Source organism: Aquabacterium sp. (assembly GCF_041909175.1).
In the GTDB taxonomy this organism is placed as follows: domain Bacteria; phylum Pseudomonadota; class Gammaproteobacteria; order Burkholderiales; family Burkholderiaceae_C; genus Aquabacterium.
Genome location: NZ_JAYRDZ010000002.1, coordinates 303438 through 322045 on the forward strand (window position 1 = coordinate 303438; position 18608 = coordinate 322045).

Sequence of the window (18608 nt, forward strand, 5' to 3'; positions counted from 1 at the left end):
CCCCCTGGTCGCGGACACATCAAGCCATGACACCCGACCTCACGCCTGACGTCAATGAATCAGATATGACCCACAAATCGTAATTATTCAACTGTACCAATCAGCCATGACATTTCCGACTAAACTTTGGATGTATTGCGCAACGGAGCGCCTGCTGTTTATCAAGTGAAAACTGGTCACGGCGCGGCACAATGTCGGCCATGAATCCACGCACCCTTGCACTTGTTGACGACGATCTGGAGTTCAGCGAGTACCTGACCCAGTTCCTGCAGAACCACGACATCACCGTGACATGGTTCCGTGAGAGCGAGTCGCTGCTCAGCTCGGAGAACCCGTTCGGTTTCGACTTCTATCTGCTTGACCTGATGCTGCCAGGTGTGGATGGCCTGAGCCTGCTGCGCATCCTGCGACGCCGCAGTGACGCGGGGGTGCTGGTCGTGTCAGGCAAGATTGGCGCCGATGTCTTTGATCAGGTGATTCGAGCCGGCGCAGACATGCACCTCGTCAAGCCCCTGACCTTCGAACAGATCCTGCTGGCCATCCAGGCCGTGTTCCGCCGGGCATCACAGAACCAGTCCCGTCAGCAACAACAAAGCTGGCAACTGGATCCGTCACGCATGACGCTGACGGCCCCCACCGGGGTGGTGATCGAATTGAGTCCGACTGACCTCACCGTGATGCAGGCCCTGCAGGAGGTCGGCAATGGCATCCTGTCACGTGAAGAGCTGGGATCACGCCTGGGCATCAACTCGGAACAAGACCCTAACCTGCTGCACGCGACGATCTACCGTCTCAAACGTCGCATTGAAAAAGCGACCTCCGAACTGGTGCCGCTCGAATCGAAGTCGCGTGTCGGCTACGTCTTCCGTGCCCCTTTGCTCAAGGTCTGAAAGACGCCCGCTGATCAGTCCTCGAATTCGAGGGGAATGACAAGCCGGATGCAGGTGCCCCGCTGGTTGTCAGCGGACCACTCGACATGGCCCTGATGCAGACGCATGATGCGCTGCACCAGATGCAGCCCCAGCCCGGAGGCTGTACCCAGGCCAGAAGGCGCTTCGTCGTGCACGTCGGCCTGCCGCTGAAGGCGTTCGATGACATCGGCAGGCAGGCCCGGGCCGTCATCACAGACGGCCAGGACAAACGCAGGCGGCGAGCACCGCTCCTCGATGCGCACCTGCACTTTGACGTCCTGGCCACCATGCACAAAGGCGTTGCGCAACAGGTTTCGCAACGCTACCCGCATGAGACCGAGATCCAGCTCGACACTGTGCAGGCTGCTCAGCCGTACAACGCTGACCCGTGCACGCATCGATTCACCCAGGTCGCCTACTGCCAACGCGATCAACAGGTCGACATCCACATCCTGCATCGTCAAGGGCTCGTGACGGCTCAGCAAATTGGCAGCCGTCAGCGTGTTGTCCAGCACAGATTGCACCGTTGACAGCACGGCCTGAGCCCGCTCCATGCGCTCGAACACGATGCGCCCGGCACACCCGTCACACTGCGGAAGCAAGACACTCCGAGCAGACTCCAGGGCGCCGCAGGCATTGTGCAAAGGCTGACGCACCTCATGCGCGAGCAGCCGCAGCAAACGGTCTCGCTCACGCGACAGCTCATCTCGCTGCTGGAGCAGTTCGCGCAGACGCTGGGCCTGCGCCTGGGCCTGTTCGCGTTCATGGCGCTCAGATTTCCAGGCATCCCGCTGACGCAACTCGGCTGCCTGAGACCGCTCCAGGATCACCCCCAGATAACCCAGGTTGCCGTACAGACCGGCAAACACCCCGGTCACGACCACCAGCAGGGAGTCCCAGGTTGACGAGAGGGGGATCACATCGACCGGCCCAAACGTCAAGATCGAAATCAGCCGAATCAGCAGCGCGGTGGCAAAGGCGAAATACATGATGCCCAGCATCCGGGCACTGAGTGAGCGATGCAAGCGGGCCAGAGCCCAGGCATGCCAGGCCACCGCAACCGAGCCAGCCGCATGAAAGGAATAGCCATAGACCGTGCGCAGGTGCAGGGTGTCATCGAGCATGGTCAGGGCATAGCCCACGCTGATGGATAACCAGACCAGAAAAGCCAGCCGGTAATTGACGTCGTACTGCAGATCACGCCGAAGCGCCACCACCCGGCAGACATAACCACCGAAGATCAAACCATCGGCCACCGCAAAGGCCAGCCAGCCAGGCAACTGCGCTCGGCTGATGGCCAGCAGAAAACCCACCCCCAGCATGAGCGCGCCACCCGACCACAAATTGACCGTGGTCCGGTCATGTCGGGGATACAACACACCCCAGACCGTGGCGCCGAGCAAGAGGTAGATCACCCCCACCACAGTCGCCAGGCTGTTGACATCGAAGGGCAGCGTCAGATTCAAAAAACAGTCTCCGGGGCCAGGTTGGTCAGCTCGATGGCAGACATGATACGCACGACAGCCCCGCCAACAGGGGAATTCAGATCAACACCTGGAGCGACGTGGCACTTCGCTTACAATGCGCTCTGACGGGCCTCCCTGCATGGGGGCGCGGCCAACCGGGTCAGGTCGGGAACGAAGCAGCCCTAACCGTTAGCCAACAGTGCCAGGTCAAGGCTCGTCACCCTAATCCCCAGGAAACCCAACAACCACGCGGGTTCCCTTTGAAATCAAGGGTTTGCAGTTTGTTGGTGTGTCAGTTTTGTGTGTCACTTTCTGAAGTTCGATGACATCCAAGACAGTGCCCAAGCTCTCCTTGATTGATCGCTCCGGAGTCCTCTATCTCCGGGTCATGATCCCCTCCGATGTGCGCCAAGCACTCGGCAAGACCAAAGTAGTCGAATCCACCAAGACCAGTGACCGCAGAGAGGCCGAACTGAGGGCCGCTCGTCGTCATGTCGAGATCCTGGAAGAGATCGAGGCCGCCCGCAGAAGGCTCAACCCTCAGCCGGTCGCTGATGTCACGCCAGAGCTGGGCAAGGTCCTGGCGGAAAGAGTTCGGGCCAACCTCCTGAGCCTGGACGACCACACGCGACACAACCCAACGACCACCGGGGCGCTCTATGCCGCCCTAGCCTTCCAGCTCAACCGGGGCACGCCGCTCAGTCCAGTCCCTTTGCCTCCTGGCGTCATGCCTGAAGGAGACCGCCCCGCATGGGCCGGAGCAACACCGGGGATGGCCCACGCCACCCGCACCTTCCACAGTGAGACGCTTGCACTGCTTAGGGACGCCATGGCCCATGGAGACCTGCGCCCCGCACTGGCACCAGCCAAGCGAGAGGCGGAAGCTCTGGGGCTGGTCATTGACTGGAACAGCAAGGCCCAGGCATCACAGATCGCCGGGCTTCTCAAGCAAGTCCTGGGAGCCATGGTGCTTGCCTATGAGGACCTGGAAGCCCGCAACCAGGGACGAGTGGTCGATACCCCAAGCCACCCTACTCACGCACCGATAGAAGCCGCCCAGGCATCCCAGCCAAAGAAGCTGCGCGATGTGCTGCCGAAGTGGAAGGCCAGCAAGGAACGCCACCCAGACACGGAGCGGGCCACAGAGCGGGCACTGGAACTCTTCGAGAAGTGGGCGAAGAACCCCGACCTAGACAAGATCACAAGCGAGATGGGCGCAGACTTCCGGGCCCACTTGCTGACACTGGAAGGCACCAGCAAGACCGCCAAGGAACGGCTCAAGGCTGTCGCAGGGCTCATCAAATACGCTGCCCACCCGCTGGGCTGGGTCAGGGCCAACACCTGGGCGGACCTGTCGATCAAGTCCAGGACGACCAACCCCCGCCGCGTTTGGAAGCCCGAGGAGCTAGAGCGGTTCTTCGGTCAGCCCTTGCACCAGCAATACAAGCTGCCCACGGCCTGGAGGTCGGGCAAAGCGGCTGGCTACTGGATTCCTCTGCTGGGTCTCTTCACAGGTTGTCGGATCACCGAACTGTGCCAACTCCAGGTGGAGGACATCGAGACCGGAGACACCCCGCTCATACACATCAAGGAAGACTTGGACGCAGGGCGACACCTCAAGACCGAAGCCGCTGTCCGGTCGGTCCCGGTGCATTCCGAGTTGGTCCGCCTGGGCTTCCTGGACTACGTGCGCGACATCGCAATGGCGAGCACAGGTCCTCTGTGGCCTGACCTACCCATGCGCAAAGGCAAGGCCGGGGGCTACTTCTCGGACTGGTTCAACAGCGTAAGACGGGCCGCCCCGATCAGCTTGGACAAGTACCCGGACTTTCACTGCTTCCGGCACTCGGTCCGCACATGCATGACGGAAGAGGGAATCAGCGAATCGGTCCAAGACCGGATCACCGGCCACGCTGTCGGAGGTAGCACAGGAGCCAAGACCTACTCCCATCCGGTCAAGATCCTGAGAACCGCTGTTGAGTCGATCAGCTATCCCGGCCTAAGCCTTCCCCGCGTCTACAAGACGACCACCACCGAGTAACCCATCCGCCACGGATTCCCTGGGGAGGCTTCGCGCCGCCCAGGCCCGGTCAATGGCGGCCCCGGGCATCTCATGGCCGCCTTGTTTCATCCAAGGACACACGCATGAACACGACCAAGCAAACCTTCAGCCCTGCCGAGCAGACTGCACTGATCCTGGCCGCTGCCAAGGCACAGGCGCAAACAGCCACCCCGACTCACTGGACTATCTGCGACCAGGACGGCGACGCATGGGCCGCACTGGAGACCCTGGAGGACCACGGACGCGGCCTGACCGAATGGGATGTGGTCGCCTCCATTCAACTGACCAGCGAACCAGGACGCCGCTTTGTCGGGCTGGGGGCTGATGGTCGCCACGAGATCACAGCCGGGGATGACCTGGGCAAGATCCTGGCTGTACTGTTCCAACCAGCGCCAGCGGAGGCCGCCTGATGACAACCGAGCAACACCTGTTCAATCCTGATGGCGGCTTGGTTGCTGTGCTGCCCGCCTCAGCCTCACATGAGACGATCCTGAGGGCCGCCTATGCCCTGGCCCCGCGAGACCTGATCGCAGCAGCGGAGGGCGATGACAGCATCGATCTGGTCGTCTTCGCCATGGAGGAGAAGCCACAGGGCGACCTGATCCGCCCCTTGGGAGTCTCATTGCCCCTCACACAGCGCAAGGAGGCAGAGCGGCGGCTGATGGAACTGGCTGTGCTGGACCTGTGGGACAGGGGCTGGTCGATGCAGTCCACCTGAAGGCCATAGAACGGCCTTGGTTGCGTTTTCTCTTGCCGCCCAATACCAGGGTGGCCTTCGAGCAAACAGCGCAACCACGGGCCGCTGATGGACTCCGAATAAATCGCCCAATAGTGAATCCTGGGACCTACTCTAAGAGTCTATAAGAGACTCATAGGGACTCATAGAGAGTCACTGGGACTCACTGGGTGCGCCTGGAGGCTCAGGACCATCTCTGATGAGGGGTAGCGTGGGAACGCTAACCAAGACCCTCCCAGGCCAAGCCAAGGAGGGCTCAGAGCTGTCCTGTGTGTGGTCGTTCTACCGACCTCCCCTAAGCCTGGGCCTTGAGCCACCCTGAGACGGCCCGTGCATTCCTGCCTTTACCGCTGAGTCAGCCGGAAGACTCAGGACCGCCATGAGCAGACTTGATGCACGGGCCTGGGGTGGTCGCTTGAGGTCAGACCACCCTTATCACCAAGACCTTCAACGACACACCCTTCATCTTCCGCGATGACGGCTGGTTCAACATGACCAAGGCCGCCCAGCACTTCGGGAAGGAACTCAAGAAGTTCTGGGAGAACCTGGATACCTCCGAATATCTCCGCGCCCTGTCCGCCCAAATCGGCCCAAATCAGCCGATTTACGAAGCCTCCCGTGGCCGTCACGGGGGCACCTGGGCCCACCCCAAGCTGGCCGTGTTCTTCGCCCGCTGGCTCGATGTCCGCTTCGCTGTCTGGTGTGACGCCATGATCGAAGACATCCTCAAGGGGAAGGCCGAGGTGGTCATCACGAAACCCCAAGAGTCCGCCGTGATGGCCCTGCCGCAGAACTACGCGGCCTCCCTGCGTGCCCTGGCTGATGCCTGGGAGGCCGAGGAGAAGGCCCGCCTTAAAAATTCTCTGGGAAATCTGAAGCAAGGTATGGATGTTGCCCTGAACCTGCCAGTTCCCCCCGTGGCCCCCTCGAAGGCCCCCACCCCTCGGGAGGTCGCTTTTTCCTGGCAGGAATGAGGGGTGGACCTGCCCCGGCCTGAGTGCTCCTGCGACTGCCGTCTTAAGACTTTGATCTGCTGAAATAGACGGCCACGATCAGAAGAACAATCACAGCCTCGCTGTTCCCCTTGAGGGCGGTAATGAGGTGTACAACGGCTTCGATAAATACGGGTGACTGATTCATATGGGCTCTCGCTTTCGAGTGATAGCCAGAGATTGACCGATCTAGGCCAAAGCGCACTGCGGAACAATTTCGCCGACGAGCTTCTAGTGGTTGGCTCTCCAAGCTCGTATGGACTCTCGCTTTCGAGTGATAGTCAATGGTTGCCCGATCTAGACCGAAACACACTGCGGAACAATTTCGCCGATTAGCTTCTGGTGAGAGGCCCTCCAGACTGCTGCGATGGCCGACCTGTCCGGTTTGGGTACACCCCAACACCACACCATAGCCTGACACTTTCCCTGCGAAGGTGATGTCAGATTAGGGTTCCTTTTGATTTTCTTGACACATCAAGCACAAAGGTCTAGAGTTCAACCTGACACATTCACTTGAACTGCTGACCATGACCGACACCAACAAGAAGCCATCCAAGGGCCAGCGTGTGGGCTACCTCCGGGTGTCCACCCTGGACCAATCGACCGCCCGCCAGCTCGAAGGGCAGGACCTGGACGAGGTCTTCGAGGACAAGGTGAGCGGGGCTACTGCCGACCGCCCCCAACTTCAGGCCGCGCTCAAATACTGCCGCTCAGGGGATACGCTGGTGGTCCACTCCATGGACCGACTGGCCCGCAACCTGGGCGACCTCAAGGCCATCGTGGATGACCTGACAGGTCGAGGGGTCGCGGTGGAGTTCCTGAAGGAGCGCCAGACCTTCCGCCTGGACGCACAGGACCCCATGGCAAAGCTCATGCTCCACCTCCTGGGGGCTGTTGCTGAGTTTGAGCGTGACCTGATCCGGGGTCGCCAGCGTGAGGGGATCGAACTGGCGAAGGCCAAGGGGGTCTACAAGGGCCGCGCACCGAAGCTCACACCAGAGCAGGTGCAAGAGATGGTCGAGAAGGACCGAGCCAACCAAGGGAAGGGTAAGGCCGCACTGGCGAAGGAGTACGGGATCAGCCGCGAGACGCTGTATCAGTACCTCAGGGCAGCTCAGGTTTGAGCGGAAGGAAGATGCCTTCCCCTGTCTCTGTTTTTTTATTTAGTCAGTCTCGCCCCCCATGCCGCCATTCTTAATTTTCCCTCTACTTTTCACAAGTTCCTGTGCTAATTTTCTAACTTCCCCAGCAAAATCAGGCACTTGCTTAAACGCAGACCTGACAACATCTGAGCTAAATAGCTCATGCCAAGGGCTTCCATGTGCATCGTCCTGGACAAACCGCAACGGCTGTTCGTCAAACCTATCCAATGCTGACTGCAACAGTTTCCCAACCAGGTCACCAGAAACAGTTGCGGCTTGCCTACGATACCCTTCATATGCAGCAGAAATTGTTGCCTTATAGGCATAGTCCTCTGCCAAACGGAAGCGCTGCCCAATCTGTTTCGTGGACAACCACGCGAACCACACCGGGGCACCAACAGATATAAAAGACAAGAACAAGCTGACACCCAAAGCCAAAGCGGATGCAGTCGGGGATATCAAAGCCTTCTTTAACTCTTCTAATTGATGGGATCCAAAAATAGCCCCAACTAGAAGGGCCGCGACCAACCCAAAGACCCATGCCAACATTGACCATTGGAGACTACGAGATCTCTTAGAGAAGGCTGCACCTAGCCCCTGGCTAATGAGTGCAACATAGCCCGCTTCACACTTGGACAAAACATCAGCCGCAGATGCCTCCATTCGCTCCATCTGAGCTCGCTTATCAGCGCAATCGTGCAAGATGGAATAAACAGCACCGGAATCCTTTTTTACGTCTTCCAATGCAGCGGCCATCTCATTCCGACTTTTCTCTATATATTTCAAATCTTTATCTATACCACCAGCAACCCCATGGACAGCATGTATTTCATCAAACAACCCTCGAACACTCTTGACGCGAATCTCAATCTCAGAAATACCCAAATCAAGTTCACCTAAACGCCGAGAAATATCCCCAAACCTCTCAGCCGCAGCCACAATATCCGCCTCAGCGACATCAATCTTCTCAAAAGATCTATCAAGAAGCCGCTTCAACGTATTGAGTGTTGTAAGAACAGCCTGAACCGCCAAAGGCGCATTCCCCCCCCAGATCTGCCCCAGCGTGTGAGCCCTAAGAAACTCCAGCCGGGGTAAGAAATCCAATAGCTGCTGCTCAAAACCGAAATCGCCATCAGGCAACAAGGGTGCCTTTTTATCGATCAACTTGACTAAGGCATCAGCCTCATAAATTAAGTCCTGACGATTTATACCAGGAGCCGATATGACTCCTGTTGCAATGTTTAGCGCTTGGTCATTAGGCAAAAACTGGTTGAACCCACCAATGATTTCCAGCAACTCCTGCCGCAAGCGGCTATACGCAACGTTCATGTGTTTCCCTCCCTGGAAGTAAGCATACGCGATCGCGTACATCTCTCAACGAAGCTGCTAAACTACGTATGTAGCTGTGGCACCCAACTGTGTCACTCCGACAGACAACGACGAAGCTAAGTGCCTGTCAGGCTTGGACTTTTGTTTTCAGCCGGTAGGTCAAGGCTCGTCACCCTCACTTGTTTGATGCCCTTCGCGTCGCGGTCGGGACCGAACTTCCGCGAAAGTTCGGGGCGCCCTCAAAGACCCGTTCGCATGGCATCCACTCCCCTCCCCCCCGCCTCTACTCCAGACAACGGCCCCACTACCGTGGCCATCGATCTGGGTGACCGCAGTTACGACATCGTGATCGGCGAGGGCCTGCTGGACACCCCCCACTTTTTCGCCGGACTGCCCAAGGCCTCCAAGGCGCTGATCGTCACCAACACCACGGTGGGGCCGCTGTACACCGCCAAGTTGCGCCAGGCCATCGCACCTTATTACCAGACTGTGCTCGACATCGAGTTGCCAGATGGCGAACAGTACAAGGACTGGCCAGCGCTCAACCAGATCTTCACGGCACTGCTGGAACAGGCCGCCGATCGCAAGACCGTGCTCTACGCCCTCGGCGGTGGCGTAGTGGGCGACATGACTGGCTTCGCCGCGGCCTGCTACATGCGTGGCGTGCCCTTTGTTCAGGTGCCCACCACCTTGCTGGCCCAGGTCGACTCCAGCGTGGGCGGCAAGACCGCCATCAACCACCCGGCCGGCAAGAACATGATCGGTGCGTTCTACCAGCCTCAGCGCGTGCTGTGCGACCTGGCCACGCTCGACACGCTGCCGCAGCGGGAACTGCTCGCTGGTCTGGCCGAGGTCATCAAATATGGCCCCATTGCTGACACCAGCTTCTTCACCTGGCTGGAAACCAACCTCGACAAGCTGCTGGCTCGTGACCGCGATGCCCTGAAATATGCCGTCAAGCGCTCTTGCGAGATCAAGGCCTGGGTGGTCGGACAGGACGAAAAAGAGTCCGGCCTGCGGGCCATCCTGAACTATGGCCACACCTTCGGCCACGCCATCGAGTCAGGTCTGGGCTATGGCGAGTGGCTGCACGGCGAAGCCGTCGGTTGCGGCATGGTGATGGCTGCAGACCTGTCCGCACGCCTGGGGCTGATCGACACGGCTACCGCGCAACGCATCCAGGCGCTCATCGCTCGGGCTGGTCTGCCCACCAAGGGGCCTGCGCTCGGCGCAGACCGCTACCTGGAGTTGATGCAGGTCGACAAGAAGGCAGAAGGCGGTGAAATCCGCTTCGTGGTGATCGGCCCCATGGGGCAGGCCACCATGCAAGGGGCGCCCGAATCCCTGGTACGCGACGTCATCGCAGCCCATACCTGCTGATCCATGAGCCTTGCCCCCTACGCCAGTCATCCAGAACAGACCCGGGGGCGCAAGTACCCCGAAAAGCCGGCGCCGACGCGCAGCGACTTTCAGCGTGACCGCGATCGCATCGTGCACAGCACGGCCTTTCGGCGCCTGGTCTACAAGACCCAGGTCTTCCTCAACCATGAGGGTGATCTGTTTCGCACCCGCCTGACCCACTCGCTCGAAGTGGCGCAACTCGGGCGCTCCATTGCCCGCTCTCTGGGGCTCAACGAAGACTTGGTTGAGACCGTGGCGCTGGCGCATGACCTGGGGCACACCCCATTTGGGCATGCCGGACAAGACGCGCTGAATGCCTGCATGGCTGGCCACGGTGGTTTCGAGCACAACCTGCAATCACTGCGGGTGGTCGACGAACTCGAAGAGCGTTACCCCGCCTACAACGGACTCAACCTCACATTCGAAACGCGCGAAGGCATCCTCAAGCATTGTTCACGGACGCACGCCGAGGAGCTGGAAGCACGTGAGCCAAACGGCGTTGGGTACCGTTTCTTGCACGGCCACCAACCCAGCCTGGAAGCCCAACTGTGCAACCTGGCCGACGAGATCGCCTACAACGCCCATGACATCGACGATGGTGTGCGCTCCGGACTGCTGACCATGGAGCAACTGGAAGCCGTGCCGTTGTTCACACGCTATCGCGATGAAACCCTGGCCGAGTTCCCCTGCTTGAAAGGTCGCCGGCTGTTGTTCGACACGATACGCCGCATGCTGTCCCAGCAGGTGTATGACGTGATCGATGCCACGCAAACCTTGGTGCAGGCACATCGCCCCCAGACTGCCGACGAAGCACGCCTGTGCCCGCCGCTGATCCGCTTCAGCCAGCCCATGCGGGAGGCCAGCACCGAGCTCAAGCGCTTTCTGTTCAAGGCGCTGTACCGACATCCGCAGGTCAACGATGTCACTGCGCGGGCGAAACAAGTCATCACCGACCTGTTTGCCGCCTATGTGACCCAGCCTGGAGAAATGCCGGCCGACTTCACCGAACGGCCAGACCGGCACCGTGCTGTGGCCGACTACATTGCCGGCATGACAGACCGTTTCGCGCTGCGCGAACACGAACGGTTGACCGGGCTGAAGCTGTTCTGACCTTTCCAGCCCAAGCCGGCATCAGGACCAGGTCGCGTGGCCCGCATCCAGGGCCGCTGGCGCGTCACCCCAGCTGCCCGGGTGCACATCATCCGGTGACGCCACCGCTTCGCTGCCACCCATCTCATCGATGTCTTCCGGCAAACCGAAGTCAGCACGCATCACGCGTGCCACGGTGCGCTCCTTCGGCGTGGTCTCCACTTTCGTCAAGGCCACGCGCATGAAAGCAGCGCGCTCACGCGGACATTCCTGCAGCTTGTCATCCAGGTAGACGAAGTGGTCTTGCCTGAAGCGGTAATCAAACCAGCCCAGGTACCAGAACCAGTCGGTGTAATAGATCCACGAGCGCTCGTTCAAGGCACGGATGTGGGTCGGGTCCTGCCAGGCAGTTGGTGCATGCTCATACGGCACCTCGATGATGAAGCGGCCACCGGTCTTCAACAGAGCCAGGCAATTGCCCATCAACGCCGGCAGGTCCGGCACATGCTCCAGCACATTGTTCGCATAGATCAGTTCAGCGTGTCCGGCCTCGAGCAGCATGTCGCCACCGAACGAGGTGCTGGCCTGTACGGGCCACGACACCTCGCGCCCCAGATCAAGCAACAGATCGGGCTGCGCGCGCTCCAGGATATCGATGTTCAGCCAGCCGGGCTTGTAGTCCTTGCCTGAACCCAGGTTGATGCGGTTGGGCCGCCAGAGCGCCTGGCTGCGCTGCTCCTGATGCACCTTGCCATAACCCGCGGCAAAAGCCAGCACGTCGGCATACGCTTCGATAGGGTCGCTGTCCTGGAAGGCCATCAACCCCTGGCGCGCCTGTTCAAAGAACAAGGCCGTGCCGAACTCTTGAGCGAAGAATCGCTCAAGGTCGGATTCAGCCACCCAGCTCACTGCATGCTCGAAGGCTGCGTGCGGCTGGGTCAAGGGCCCACGCTCGGACACCACGGGCGTACCCAGAGACAGGCAGTGTGAAACACGCGCCTGCTCGAAGCGACTTGTCTCATAGAAGTGGGCATTGAACACACATTTGGCCTGCCTGATGAAGTCATCACGCTCAGGGCCATACAAGGGGCTGTCGAACACCGCCACTTGCACACCTTGCGCCTCGATGCGTTCGATCATCGCCTTGCGCCGCGCATTCATGCTGCCAATGAACAGCACGTCAATCGGCCGCGACTCCAAAGGCACCCAGTCGTGTTTGTCCAGATAGGGCGCATACAGGAAAGGCACGATGGGCACATCGTCGGTGTGTGACGTGTAGGCACCCACATTACCCGCGTCGTAATCGATCACGGCCGAACCCGACAGCAGGCGCACATAGTCTGCGCCGACAGCAGCCCCGCCCTGCCCAAGCTGCTCCAGGTTGACGAAGATGCAGCTATAGCGGTCACGCAGCGAAGGGTCAAACCCCAGGTGGGCACCGAAAACGATGTTCACGGCGTCATGACGCAAGCGGTTCTTGGCCAGCGACACCTCCGCACCCATGCGGCGAAACTGGTGGCGGAAGTATCGCGCCTGATCGAGGAAACCCAGCGCATGCACATAACCTGCAGGCTGGATGATGCACAGATGGATGGTGGGCAAGGACATCATGAGGCGGCTCCTTCCAGAGCAATGTGATCAGGAGCAAGGCCTCGCGACCAGCGCTCAGCCATGGCAGCAAGCAGCTTGCCAAAATCCTGCGTGAAGCCCGAGCTGTCAAACAATTCGGCCGTATCACGGGCTTCGATGAGGTGGCGGCGAATGCGCACGCGCTCCTCAGGGTTGTGCGCCAATGCCAGAGCCTGGGCCTCGTAGTCGCCCGTGGTGGAGGTCGCGTAGTCCTTCAGATCGACGGCATGCAACAACGATGCAGCCACGCGAGAAGCAAAGCTCAGCCCTGAATACGTCACCACCGGAACGCCTGCCCACAAGGCGTCGCTGACCGTCGTGTGGCCATTGCACGGCCATGCATCCAGATAGATATCAGCCAACGCAAAGCGGCTGAGGTGCTGACGTGCGCCCACACGCGGCGCAAACACCAGACGCGCAGGGTCGATGCCACGCGCAGCCGCCTCTTGCCTGAGTTGATCGGGAGCCTGGTCATTCCACTGCAGCAACCACAACACCGCATGAGGCAATTGCTGTAACAGGCGACACCAGACATCGAACACATCAGGGGACAACTTGAACGGCTGGTTGAAGCCACACAGCACCAGGGCGTTGTCGGGCAACCCCGCCTCCTGGCGCGTCATGGGTTGCGGCAAGGCACGCTGACGGTCATTGGCCTGATAGCAGCGCGGCATCAAGGCCAGCTTCTCGCTGTAGTGCGCCGCATGACTCAGCGGCGACACAATGGCGTCGCCAATGAAGTAATCCATGTAGTCCGCCCCCGTCGTTCCAGGGAACCCGAGGTAACTGACCTGAACCGGTGCTGGTCGATGAGCAAAGATGCCGAGTCGGCCATCGCGGGTATGACCCTTCAGATCAACCAGCACGTGCACGCCGTCATGGCGGATCATCGAGGCCACATCCTGATCACTCAGCGCTGACACCTCCACGAAGCGGTCTCCGGCATGCTTCATCCGCTCTCGCATGGCACTGCCGTCTTCGGGACCATGCGAATAGAGGATGACCTCAAAGCGGCTGCTATCCAGCTTCTCAAACACCTCGGCCATCAGAGCCGATGTGGCGTGCTGATGCAGGTCGGCCGAAACAAAGCCAACCCGCAAGCGAGTTGGCAGCGCTTCTGGCTTGCGCACGGGCATCGGCTTGATACCCTGCCCATGAAAGCGTGCACACGCACGGGCCACGGTGAGATGTTCATCGGGCGCATCGGTCAAGGTGACCTGTGCGAAAACAGAAATCCAGGCTGCTGCGTTCGTGGGCAGTTTGCGAACCATCTCGCGCATCCGTGCGACGTCTTCGCGGGCGTGATCCCATCGACACACTTCGTGCTCGATGAAAGCAACCAGGCTTTGCGCAGCCAGATCACCGTGCCCGAGCCCCAGCACCAAGGCGGTCCGCAGGCACTCGACGGCTTCCTTTTTCAAACCCAGCGCGTTGAAGGAAAGCCCAAGCCGATAGTGCGACAAAGCGTGGTCGATGTTTCTGGCCAAGCCTTCGAACAGCGCTGCGATAGCCTGCTCGTACATCCGCGCATTGAACAGGTACTCACCCAGATCCTGGTAGTACACCGCGTCGCGCTGCATGCTGGCAGGTGCTGCTTGCAGCAAGGCTGCGGCTTCCTGGTGGCGTCGCTGCCTATGCAGGGCGCGCGCCAGGATATTCAGTGCCACCTCGTTATCAGGCTGCAGAGCCAAAGCCCGCTGAGCAGAGTCGGCCGCTGCCACGTGAGACCCGTTCTGCAACTCGGCTCTGGCCAGGTTCAACAAATAAACCGGGTCTTGCGGTGCCTTCGTGCAGGCATCTTTGAATGCTTGCTCGGCCTGCTTCCATTCACCCGCCTTGGCCAGCATCACACCGCGCTCCCATGCCAGATGTGCACCCTTCAGTTCTCCGCCGGATGTGCCGATAGGTGCCCTGACGCCGCGAGCGTTTGTGTTCTTTCTTGATTTGAGTTGCATGGCCTGTCATCGCTGAGTGCACTGACAGACCAGTTTAGACAGAAGCGCCATCGACAAGAGGGCGAGATGGCTTGCCACGCCCGTCCTATTCAAGCGATTCGATTCTGTTACGCCTGACTCAAAAAAAATCTCAAGTCCTTCAAAGGCCAATCCGATAAGTGATTCAACGGCCCGCAAGGCAACACAAATGTCAAGTAGGCACGTGGTCCGGTTAGCCGGCCGATGGTTCTGGTGGCAAGTCCACTTCGGGCAATACGGTTGACTAACGTCGGGCAGGCAAGCTGCGATAGCTGTTTATCGCACCAATCTTGCCGGCGTTTGTTGCCGGGTTTTTTTGCAAATTAGGAGAGCACCATGGCTTCCATCATCAACACCAACGTCAACTCGCTGAATGCTCAGCGCAACACATCGGCCTCGCAAGCCGCCCTGTCGGTTTCGATGCAGCGCCTGTCTTCCGGCCTGCGTGTGAACTCGGCCAAGGACGATGCGGCCGGCTTGGCCATCGCCGAACGCATGAATGCCCAGATCAAGGGCATGACTGTGGCGCAACGCAATGCGAACGACGGCATCTCGCTGGCGCAAACCGCTGAAGGCGCACTGGGCAAGGTCGGCGACTCGCTGCAACGCATGCGTGAACTGGCTGTGCAGGCCCGTAACGCCACCAACAGCGAAAGCGACAAGGACTCGCTGCAGAAGGAATTCACCCAGCTGCAAGAAGAAATCCAGCGCGTGCTGGGCGGCACCACCTTCAACGGCAAGGCCATTCTGGGTGCCAGCGCTGGCGCACAGGACTTCCAGATCGGTGCCAACACCACCACCAACGACATGATCACGGTGACCACCACCGACATGACGTCCGACGCCAGCATCACTGCAGTGACCGACTCCACCGTCGTGATTGACAGCACCACTAGCACGTCTGATATCGGTACTGTGATCGACGACATCGACTCGGCTATCGACCGCGTCAACAGCGAGCGCGCCATGTACGGCGCCACTCAGAGCCGCTTCGACTCGGTGATCTCGAACCTGCAGGTGTCGACCGAAAACCAGACCGCCGCCCGCAGCCGCATCATGGATGCCGACTTCGCAGTGGAAACGGCGAACCTGTCGCGTGCCCAGATCCTGCAACAGGCTGGCAACTCGATGATCGCCCAAGCGAACCAGCTGCCACAACAAGTGCTCAAGCTGCTGCAATAAACCTGCACCAGCCAGACGCCAAGCAAGAAGCCGCCCCTCGGGGCGGCTTTTTTCATGGGGCGATGTCAGCGCGGAACTGGCTGGTTTTTCGACCTCACATCCAGCGATTGACTGTCTTGAATGTTCCGAAAATCAAGTCACAGGTCAAAGATATCCACCCGCACCTTTGGCCAGCAGATAGCAGGCCGGCGTGCGCGCCGGGAGTCACTGGATTCTTCAGGAGTGCAACATGCCCCAAACGATCAACACCAACCTGAATTCGCTGAATGCTCAGCGAAACTTGAACACCTCACAGGCATCGCTTTCCGTGTCGATGCAGCGCCTGTCTTCCGGCCTGCGCGTGAACTCGGCCAAGGACGATGCCGCCGGCCTCGCCATCGCCGAGCGCATGAATGCCCAGGTTCGCGGCATGAATGTCGCGATCCGCAACGCCAACGACGGCATCTCACTGGCACAGACCGCTGAAGGCGCGCTGGGCAAAGTCAGTGATTCGCTGCAACGCATGCGTGAACTGGCAGTCCAGGCGCGTAACGCGACCAACAGCGACAGCGACAAAGACTCCCTGAACAAAGAGTTCACACAGCTGCAGGCCGAAATCTCTCGCGTGCTGGGTGGCACCACTTTCAACGGAAAGGCCATCTTGGGCGCCAGTGCTGGTGCGCAGGATTTCCAGATCGGCGCCAACACCACGACAAACGACATCATCACGGTCACGACGTCCGACATGACGACTGACGGCAGCATCACAGCCGTCACAGACGCCACCGTGGTGATCGACAGCACCACGGATACCACCACAATCGGGGCGGTGATCGACAATATCGACCAGGCACTGGACCGGGTCAACAGCGAGCGTGCCGTCTACGGTGCCACGCAAAGCCGCTTTGACGCCATCATTTCCAACTTGCAAGTGTCTGCAGAAAACCAGACTGCCGCACGCAGCCGCATCATGGATGCCGACTTCGCATCGGAAACGGCCAACCTGTCACGTGCACAGATCCTGCAACAGGCCGGCAACGCCATGGTGGCACAGGCCAACCAGTTGCCGCAGCAGGTGCTCAAGCTGCTGGGCGGCTGAACACAGGCTCTCAAGTTCCGGCTTTCGATGTCGATACCGCACATGTCCGGACACGTACCGGACATGACCGTTTTCAACGGGTAAAAAAACACCAGCTCGTGAAGGAGCACGCTCATGGCAAGTACCTCGACCATCAGCTCACTGGGTGTGGGTAGCGGCATTGACGCCGAAACCATCGTGACAAAGTTGGTCGCGCTGGAAAGCCAGCCCATCACACAGCTGAAGACGGAAGCCAGCAAGGTTCAGTCCAAAATTTCGGCCTACGGGAAAATCCAGTCTGCCGTATCCGATCTGCAGAGCGCGGCCAGAAAGATCACTTCACTCGACACCTGGGGTGCCACCACGGCATCGTCATCGGACTCGACCGCTGTGACGGCCAGCACTTCCAGCGGCGCACAAACCGGCAGCTACAGCGTGGTCGTCAACAGCCTGGCCAAGCCGCAATCGGTGGTGTCGAACTCCTACATGTCGTCCAGCAGTGCGGCACTGGGTGCATCGGGCACCCTGACGATTGAGCTGGGCTCATGGTCCGACAGCACGTTCACAGCCGGATCAAGCTCGGTCAGCGTATCCGTTGCAGCAACCGATACCCTGGAAACCATTCGCGACAAGATCAACAAGAGTTCAGCAGGCATCAAGGCCACCATCATCACTGACTCCAGTGGCTCACGGCTGGTGATGCAGTCCTCCGATACCGGGGCCAGCAATGGCTTTCGCATCACTGCGGCGGATGCGGATGGCAACAACACCGACGACTCGGGCCTCTCCACCTTTGCCTATGCGCCCGATCAATCGACCAGTGGCACGACCTTGACCCAGTCGTCGAGCGATGCCAGCGCGACCATCAATGGCGTCGCCGTGACATCGACGTCCAACACCCTATCGGAAGTGATCACCGGCCTCACGATCACGTTGAGCAAGGCATCCAGCACCGCCACCACCATCACCGTCGGACAGGACAACGACAGCATCACGGCCGCGATCCAGGACTTCGCCACGAAGTACACCGCCTTGACCGACCTGCTTCGCACCAATACCAAGTACGACGAAGGCACCAAGACCGCGGGCACCCTGCAGGGTGACAGCGGCGCTGTGAGCATCCTCAACCAGATGCGCGCCATCATTGGTGGCAGTTCTTCCGCATCGAGCACGTACACCACCCTGTCATCGATCGGACTCGAAGTTCAATCCGGCGGTGGCCTGACGGTGAACGCATCCAAGCTCAAGTCAGCGCTAGGCAATCTCCAGGAAGTCAAAAAGCTGCTCGGCAACTCAGACTCATCCGATTCGACAAAGGATGGTATCGGTACCCGCATCCGGGCACTGACCGACTCTCTGCTCGACCTCGAAGGCACACTGACCACGCGCACCAAAGGCCTGAACACCACACTCGATTACAACGAGAAGCGGCAGGAGCAGATGCAAAACCGCGTGGACCTCTATGAGAAGCGACTGCGCGCACAGTACACGGCACTCGACACCGCGATGGCCAAGTTGACAAGCAACAGCAACTACGTGACGCAGATGATCAATTCACTGAACAACACCAGCAGCAGTAGCAACTCCTGAGCCAACTTGACCGCTGCTGGCGACATTTTTTAACAGTTGCCAGCTAAAG

15 protein-coding genes and 1 other RNA gene are annotated in these 18608 nt (G+C 59.7%); 12 read left to right on the plus strand and 4 right to left on the minus strand.

The window, feature by feature from the left end:
• Positions 1-200: 200 nt before the first annotated feature.
• The gene (locus ACE3PH_RS03960; protein WP_374316700.1) at positions 201-890 is read left to right on the plus strand and encodes a response regulator transcription factor; all 690 of its coding nucleotides are present in this window, start codon (positions 201-203) and stop codon (positions 888-890) included.
• 14 nt (positions 891-904) lie between these two features.
• Here ACE3PH_RS03960 and ACE3PH_RS03965 read toward each other — a convergent pair whose 3' ends face one another.
• A complete protein-coding gene (locus tag ACE3PH_RS03965; RefSeq protein ID WP_374316701.1) occupies positions 905-2377 on the minus strand; it encodes an ATP-binding protein in 1473 nt (490 codons plus the stop codon).
• 124 nt (positions 2378-2501) lie between these two features.
• Here ACE3PH_RS03965 and ffs point away from each other — a divergent pair.
• The 6 genes from ffs to ACE3PH_RS03995 all read left to right on the plus strand — a co-directional run bounded on the left by ffs (position 2502) and on the right by ACE3PH_RS03995 (position 7291).
• Positions 2502-2599: signal recognition particle sRNA small type (gene ffs, locus ACE3PH_RS03970), an RNA gene on the plus strand.
• A 100-nt stretch (positions 2600-2699) separates the two neighbouring features.
• Positions 2700-4418 carry a DUF6538 domain-containing protein gene (locus ACE3PH_RS03975; protein WP_374316702.1) on the plus strand — a complete coding sequence of 573 codons (1719 nt, stop codon included), beginning with the start codon at positions 2700-2702 and terminating at the stop codon, positions 4416-4418.
• Positions 4419-4522: 104 nt separating this feature from the next.
• Positions 4523-4849, plus strand: a complete 327-nt coding sequence (locus tag ACE3PH_RS03980; protein ID WP_374316703.1) for a hypothetical protein — start codon at positions 4523-4525, stop codon at positions 4847-4849.
• Entirely contained in the window at positions 4849-5157 is a 309-nt protein-coding gene (locus ACE3PH_RS03985) for a hypothetical protein (RefSeq protein WP_374316704.1), read from the plus strand. The genes ACE3PH_RS03980 and ACE3PH_RS03985 overlap by 1 nt, the downstream gene beginning before the upstream one ends.
• Positions 5158-5639: 482 nt before the next feature.
• Positions 5640-6149, plus strand: a complete 510-nt coding sequence (locus ACE3PH_RS03990) for a KilA-N domain-containing protein (RefSeq protein WP_374316891.1) — start codon at positions 5640-5642, stop codon at positions 6147-6149.
• Between the two features lie 545 nt (positions 6150-6694).
• Positions 6695-7291: a recombinase family protein gene (locus tag ACE3PH_RS03995; RefSeq protein ID WP_374316705.1), complete on the plus strand. Its 597-nt coding sequence runs from the start codon at positions 6695-6697 to the stop codon at positions 7289-7291.
• 39 nt (positions 7292-7330) lie between these two features.
• Here the strand turns inward: ACE3PH_RS03995 and ACE3PH_RS04000 are convergent, their stop codons facing one another.
• A complete protein-coding gene (locus tag ACE3PH_RS04000; RefSeq protein ID WP_374316706.1) occupies positions 7331-8638 on the minus strand; it encodes a hypothetical protein in 1308 nt (435 codons plus the stop codon).
• Between the two features lie 255 nt (positions 8639-8893).
• On the opposite strand from ACE3PH_RS04000, the gene aroB reads away from it, so the two are divergent.
• Both aroB and ACE3PH_RS04010 read left to right on the plus strand, forming a co-directional pair.
• Complete coding sequence (gene aroB / locus ACE3PH_RS04005) at positions 8894-10018, plus strand: 3-dehydroquinate synthase (protein WP_374316707.1); 1125 nt, start codon at positions 8894-8896, stop codon at positions 10016-10018.
• A gap of 3 nt (positions 10019-10021) precedes the next feature.
• Positions 10022-11149: a deoxyguanosinetriphosphate triphosphohydrolase gene (locus ACE3PH_RS04010; protein ID WP_374316708.1), complete on the plus strand. Its 1128-nt coding sequence runs from the start codon at positions 10022-10024 to the stop codon at positions 11147-11149.
• A 21-nt stretch (positions 11150-11170) separates the two neighbouring features.
• Here ACE3PH_RS04010 and ACE3PH_RS04015 read toward each other — a convergent pair whose 3' ends face one another.
• Positions 11171-12739: a methyltransferase domain-containing protein gene (locus tag ACE3PH_RS04015; RefSeq protein WP_374316709.1), complete on the minus strand. Its 1569-nt coding sequence runs from the start codon at positions 12737-12739 to the stop codon at positions 11171-11173.
• Positions 12736-14712: a tetratricopeptide repeat protein gene (locus ACE3PH_RS04020; RefSeq protein ID WP_374316710.1), complete on the minus strand. Its 1977-nt coding sequence runs from the start codon at positions 14710-14712 to the stop codon at positions 12736-12738. Before ACE3PH_RS04020 ends, ACE3PH_RS04015 begins: the two co-directional genes overlap by 4 nt.
• Positions 14713-15066: 354 nt before the next feature.
• Between ACE3PH_RS04020 and ACE3PH_RS04025 the strand changes: the two genes are divergently transcribed.
• From ACE3PH_RS04025 to fliD, 3 genes are all read left to right on the plus strand, one after another.
• Positions 15067-15912 carry a flagellin domain-containing protein gene (locus ACE3PH_RS04025; protein WP_374316711.1) on the plus strand — a complete coding sequence of 282 codons (846 nt, stop codon included), beginning with the start codon at positions 15067-15069 and terminating at the stop codon, positions 15910-15912.
• A gap of 229 nt (positions 15913-16141) precedes the next feature.
• A complete protein-coding gene (locus ACE3PH_RS04030) occupies positions 16142-16990 on the plus strand; it encodes a flagellin domain-containing protein (RefSeq protein ID WP_374316712.1) in 849 nt (282 codons plus the stop codon).
• Between the two features lie 114 nt (positions 16991-17104).
• Positions 17105-18559 carry a flagellar filament capping protein FliD gene (gene fliD / locus ACE3PH_RS04035; protein WP_374316713.1) on the plus strand — a complete coding sequence of 485 codons (1455 nt, stop codon included), beginning with the start codon at positions 17105-17107 and terminating at the stop codon, positions 18557-18559.
• Positions 18560-18608 lie beyond the last annotated feature (49 nt).

Bases quoted from the DNA above. Each gene is read 5' to 3' on its own strand.
- ACE3PH_RS03960 (WP_374316700.1), top strand. From the start codon at position 201: ATGAATCCACGCACCCTTGCACTTGTTGACGACGATCTGGAGTTCAGC.
- ACE3PH_RS04000 (WP_374316706.1), bottom strand. From the start codon at position 8,638: ATGAACGTTGCGTATAGCCGCTTGCGGCAGGAGTTGCTGGAAATCATT.
- ACE3PH_RS04015 (WP_374316709.1), bottom strand. From the start codon at position 12,739: ATGATGTCCTTGCCCACCATCCATCTGTGCATCATCCAGCCTGCAGGT.
- ACE3PH_RS03985 (WP_374316704.1), top strand. From the start codon at position 4,849: ATGACAACCGAGCAACACCTGTTCAATCCTGATGGCGGCTTGGTTGCT.
- ACE3PH_RS03995 (WP_374316705.1), top strand. From the start codon at position 6,695: ATGACCGACACCAACAAGAAGCCATCCAAGGGCCAGCGTGTGGGCTAC.
- ACE3PH_RS03980 (WP_374316703.1), top strand. From the start codon at position 4,523: ATGAACACGACCAAGCAAACCTTCAGCCCTGCCGAGCAGACTGCACTG.
- fliD (WP_374316713.1), top strand. From the start codon at position 17,105: ATGGCAAGTACCTCGACCATCAGCTCACTGGGTGTGGGTAGCGGCATT.
- ACE3PH_RS04025 (WP_374316711.1), top strand. From the start codon at position 15,067: ATGGCTTCCATCATCAACACCAACGTCAACTCGCTGAATGCTCAGCGC.
- ACE3PH_RS04010 (WP_374316708.1), top strand. From the start codon at position 10,022: ATGAGCCTTGCCCCCTACGCCAGTCATCCAGAACAGACCCGGGGGCGC.
- ACE3PH_RS04020 (WP_374316710.1), bottom strand. From the start codon at position 14,712: ATGCAACTCAAATCAAGAAAGAACACAAACGCTCGCGGCGTCAGGGCA.
- aroB (WP_374316707.1), top strand. From the start codon at position 8,894: ATGGCATCCACTCCCCTCCCCCCCGCCTCTACTCCAGACAACGGCCCC.
- ACE3PH_RS03975 (WP_374316702.1), top strand. From the start codon at position 2,700: ATGACATCCAAGACAGTGCCCAAGCTCTCCTTGATTGATCGCTCCGGA.
- ACE3PH_RS04030 (WP_374316712.1), top strand. From the start codon at position 16,142: ATGCCCCAAACGATCAACACCAACCTGAATTCGCTGAATGCTCAGCGA.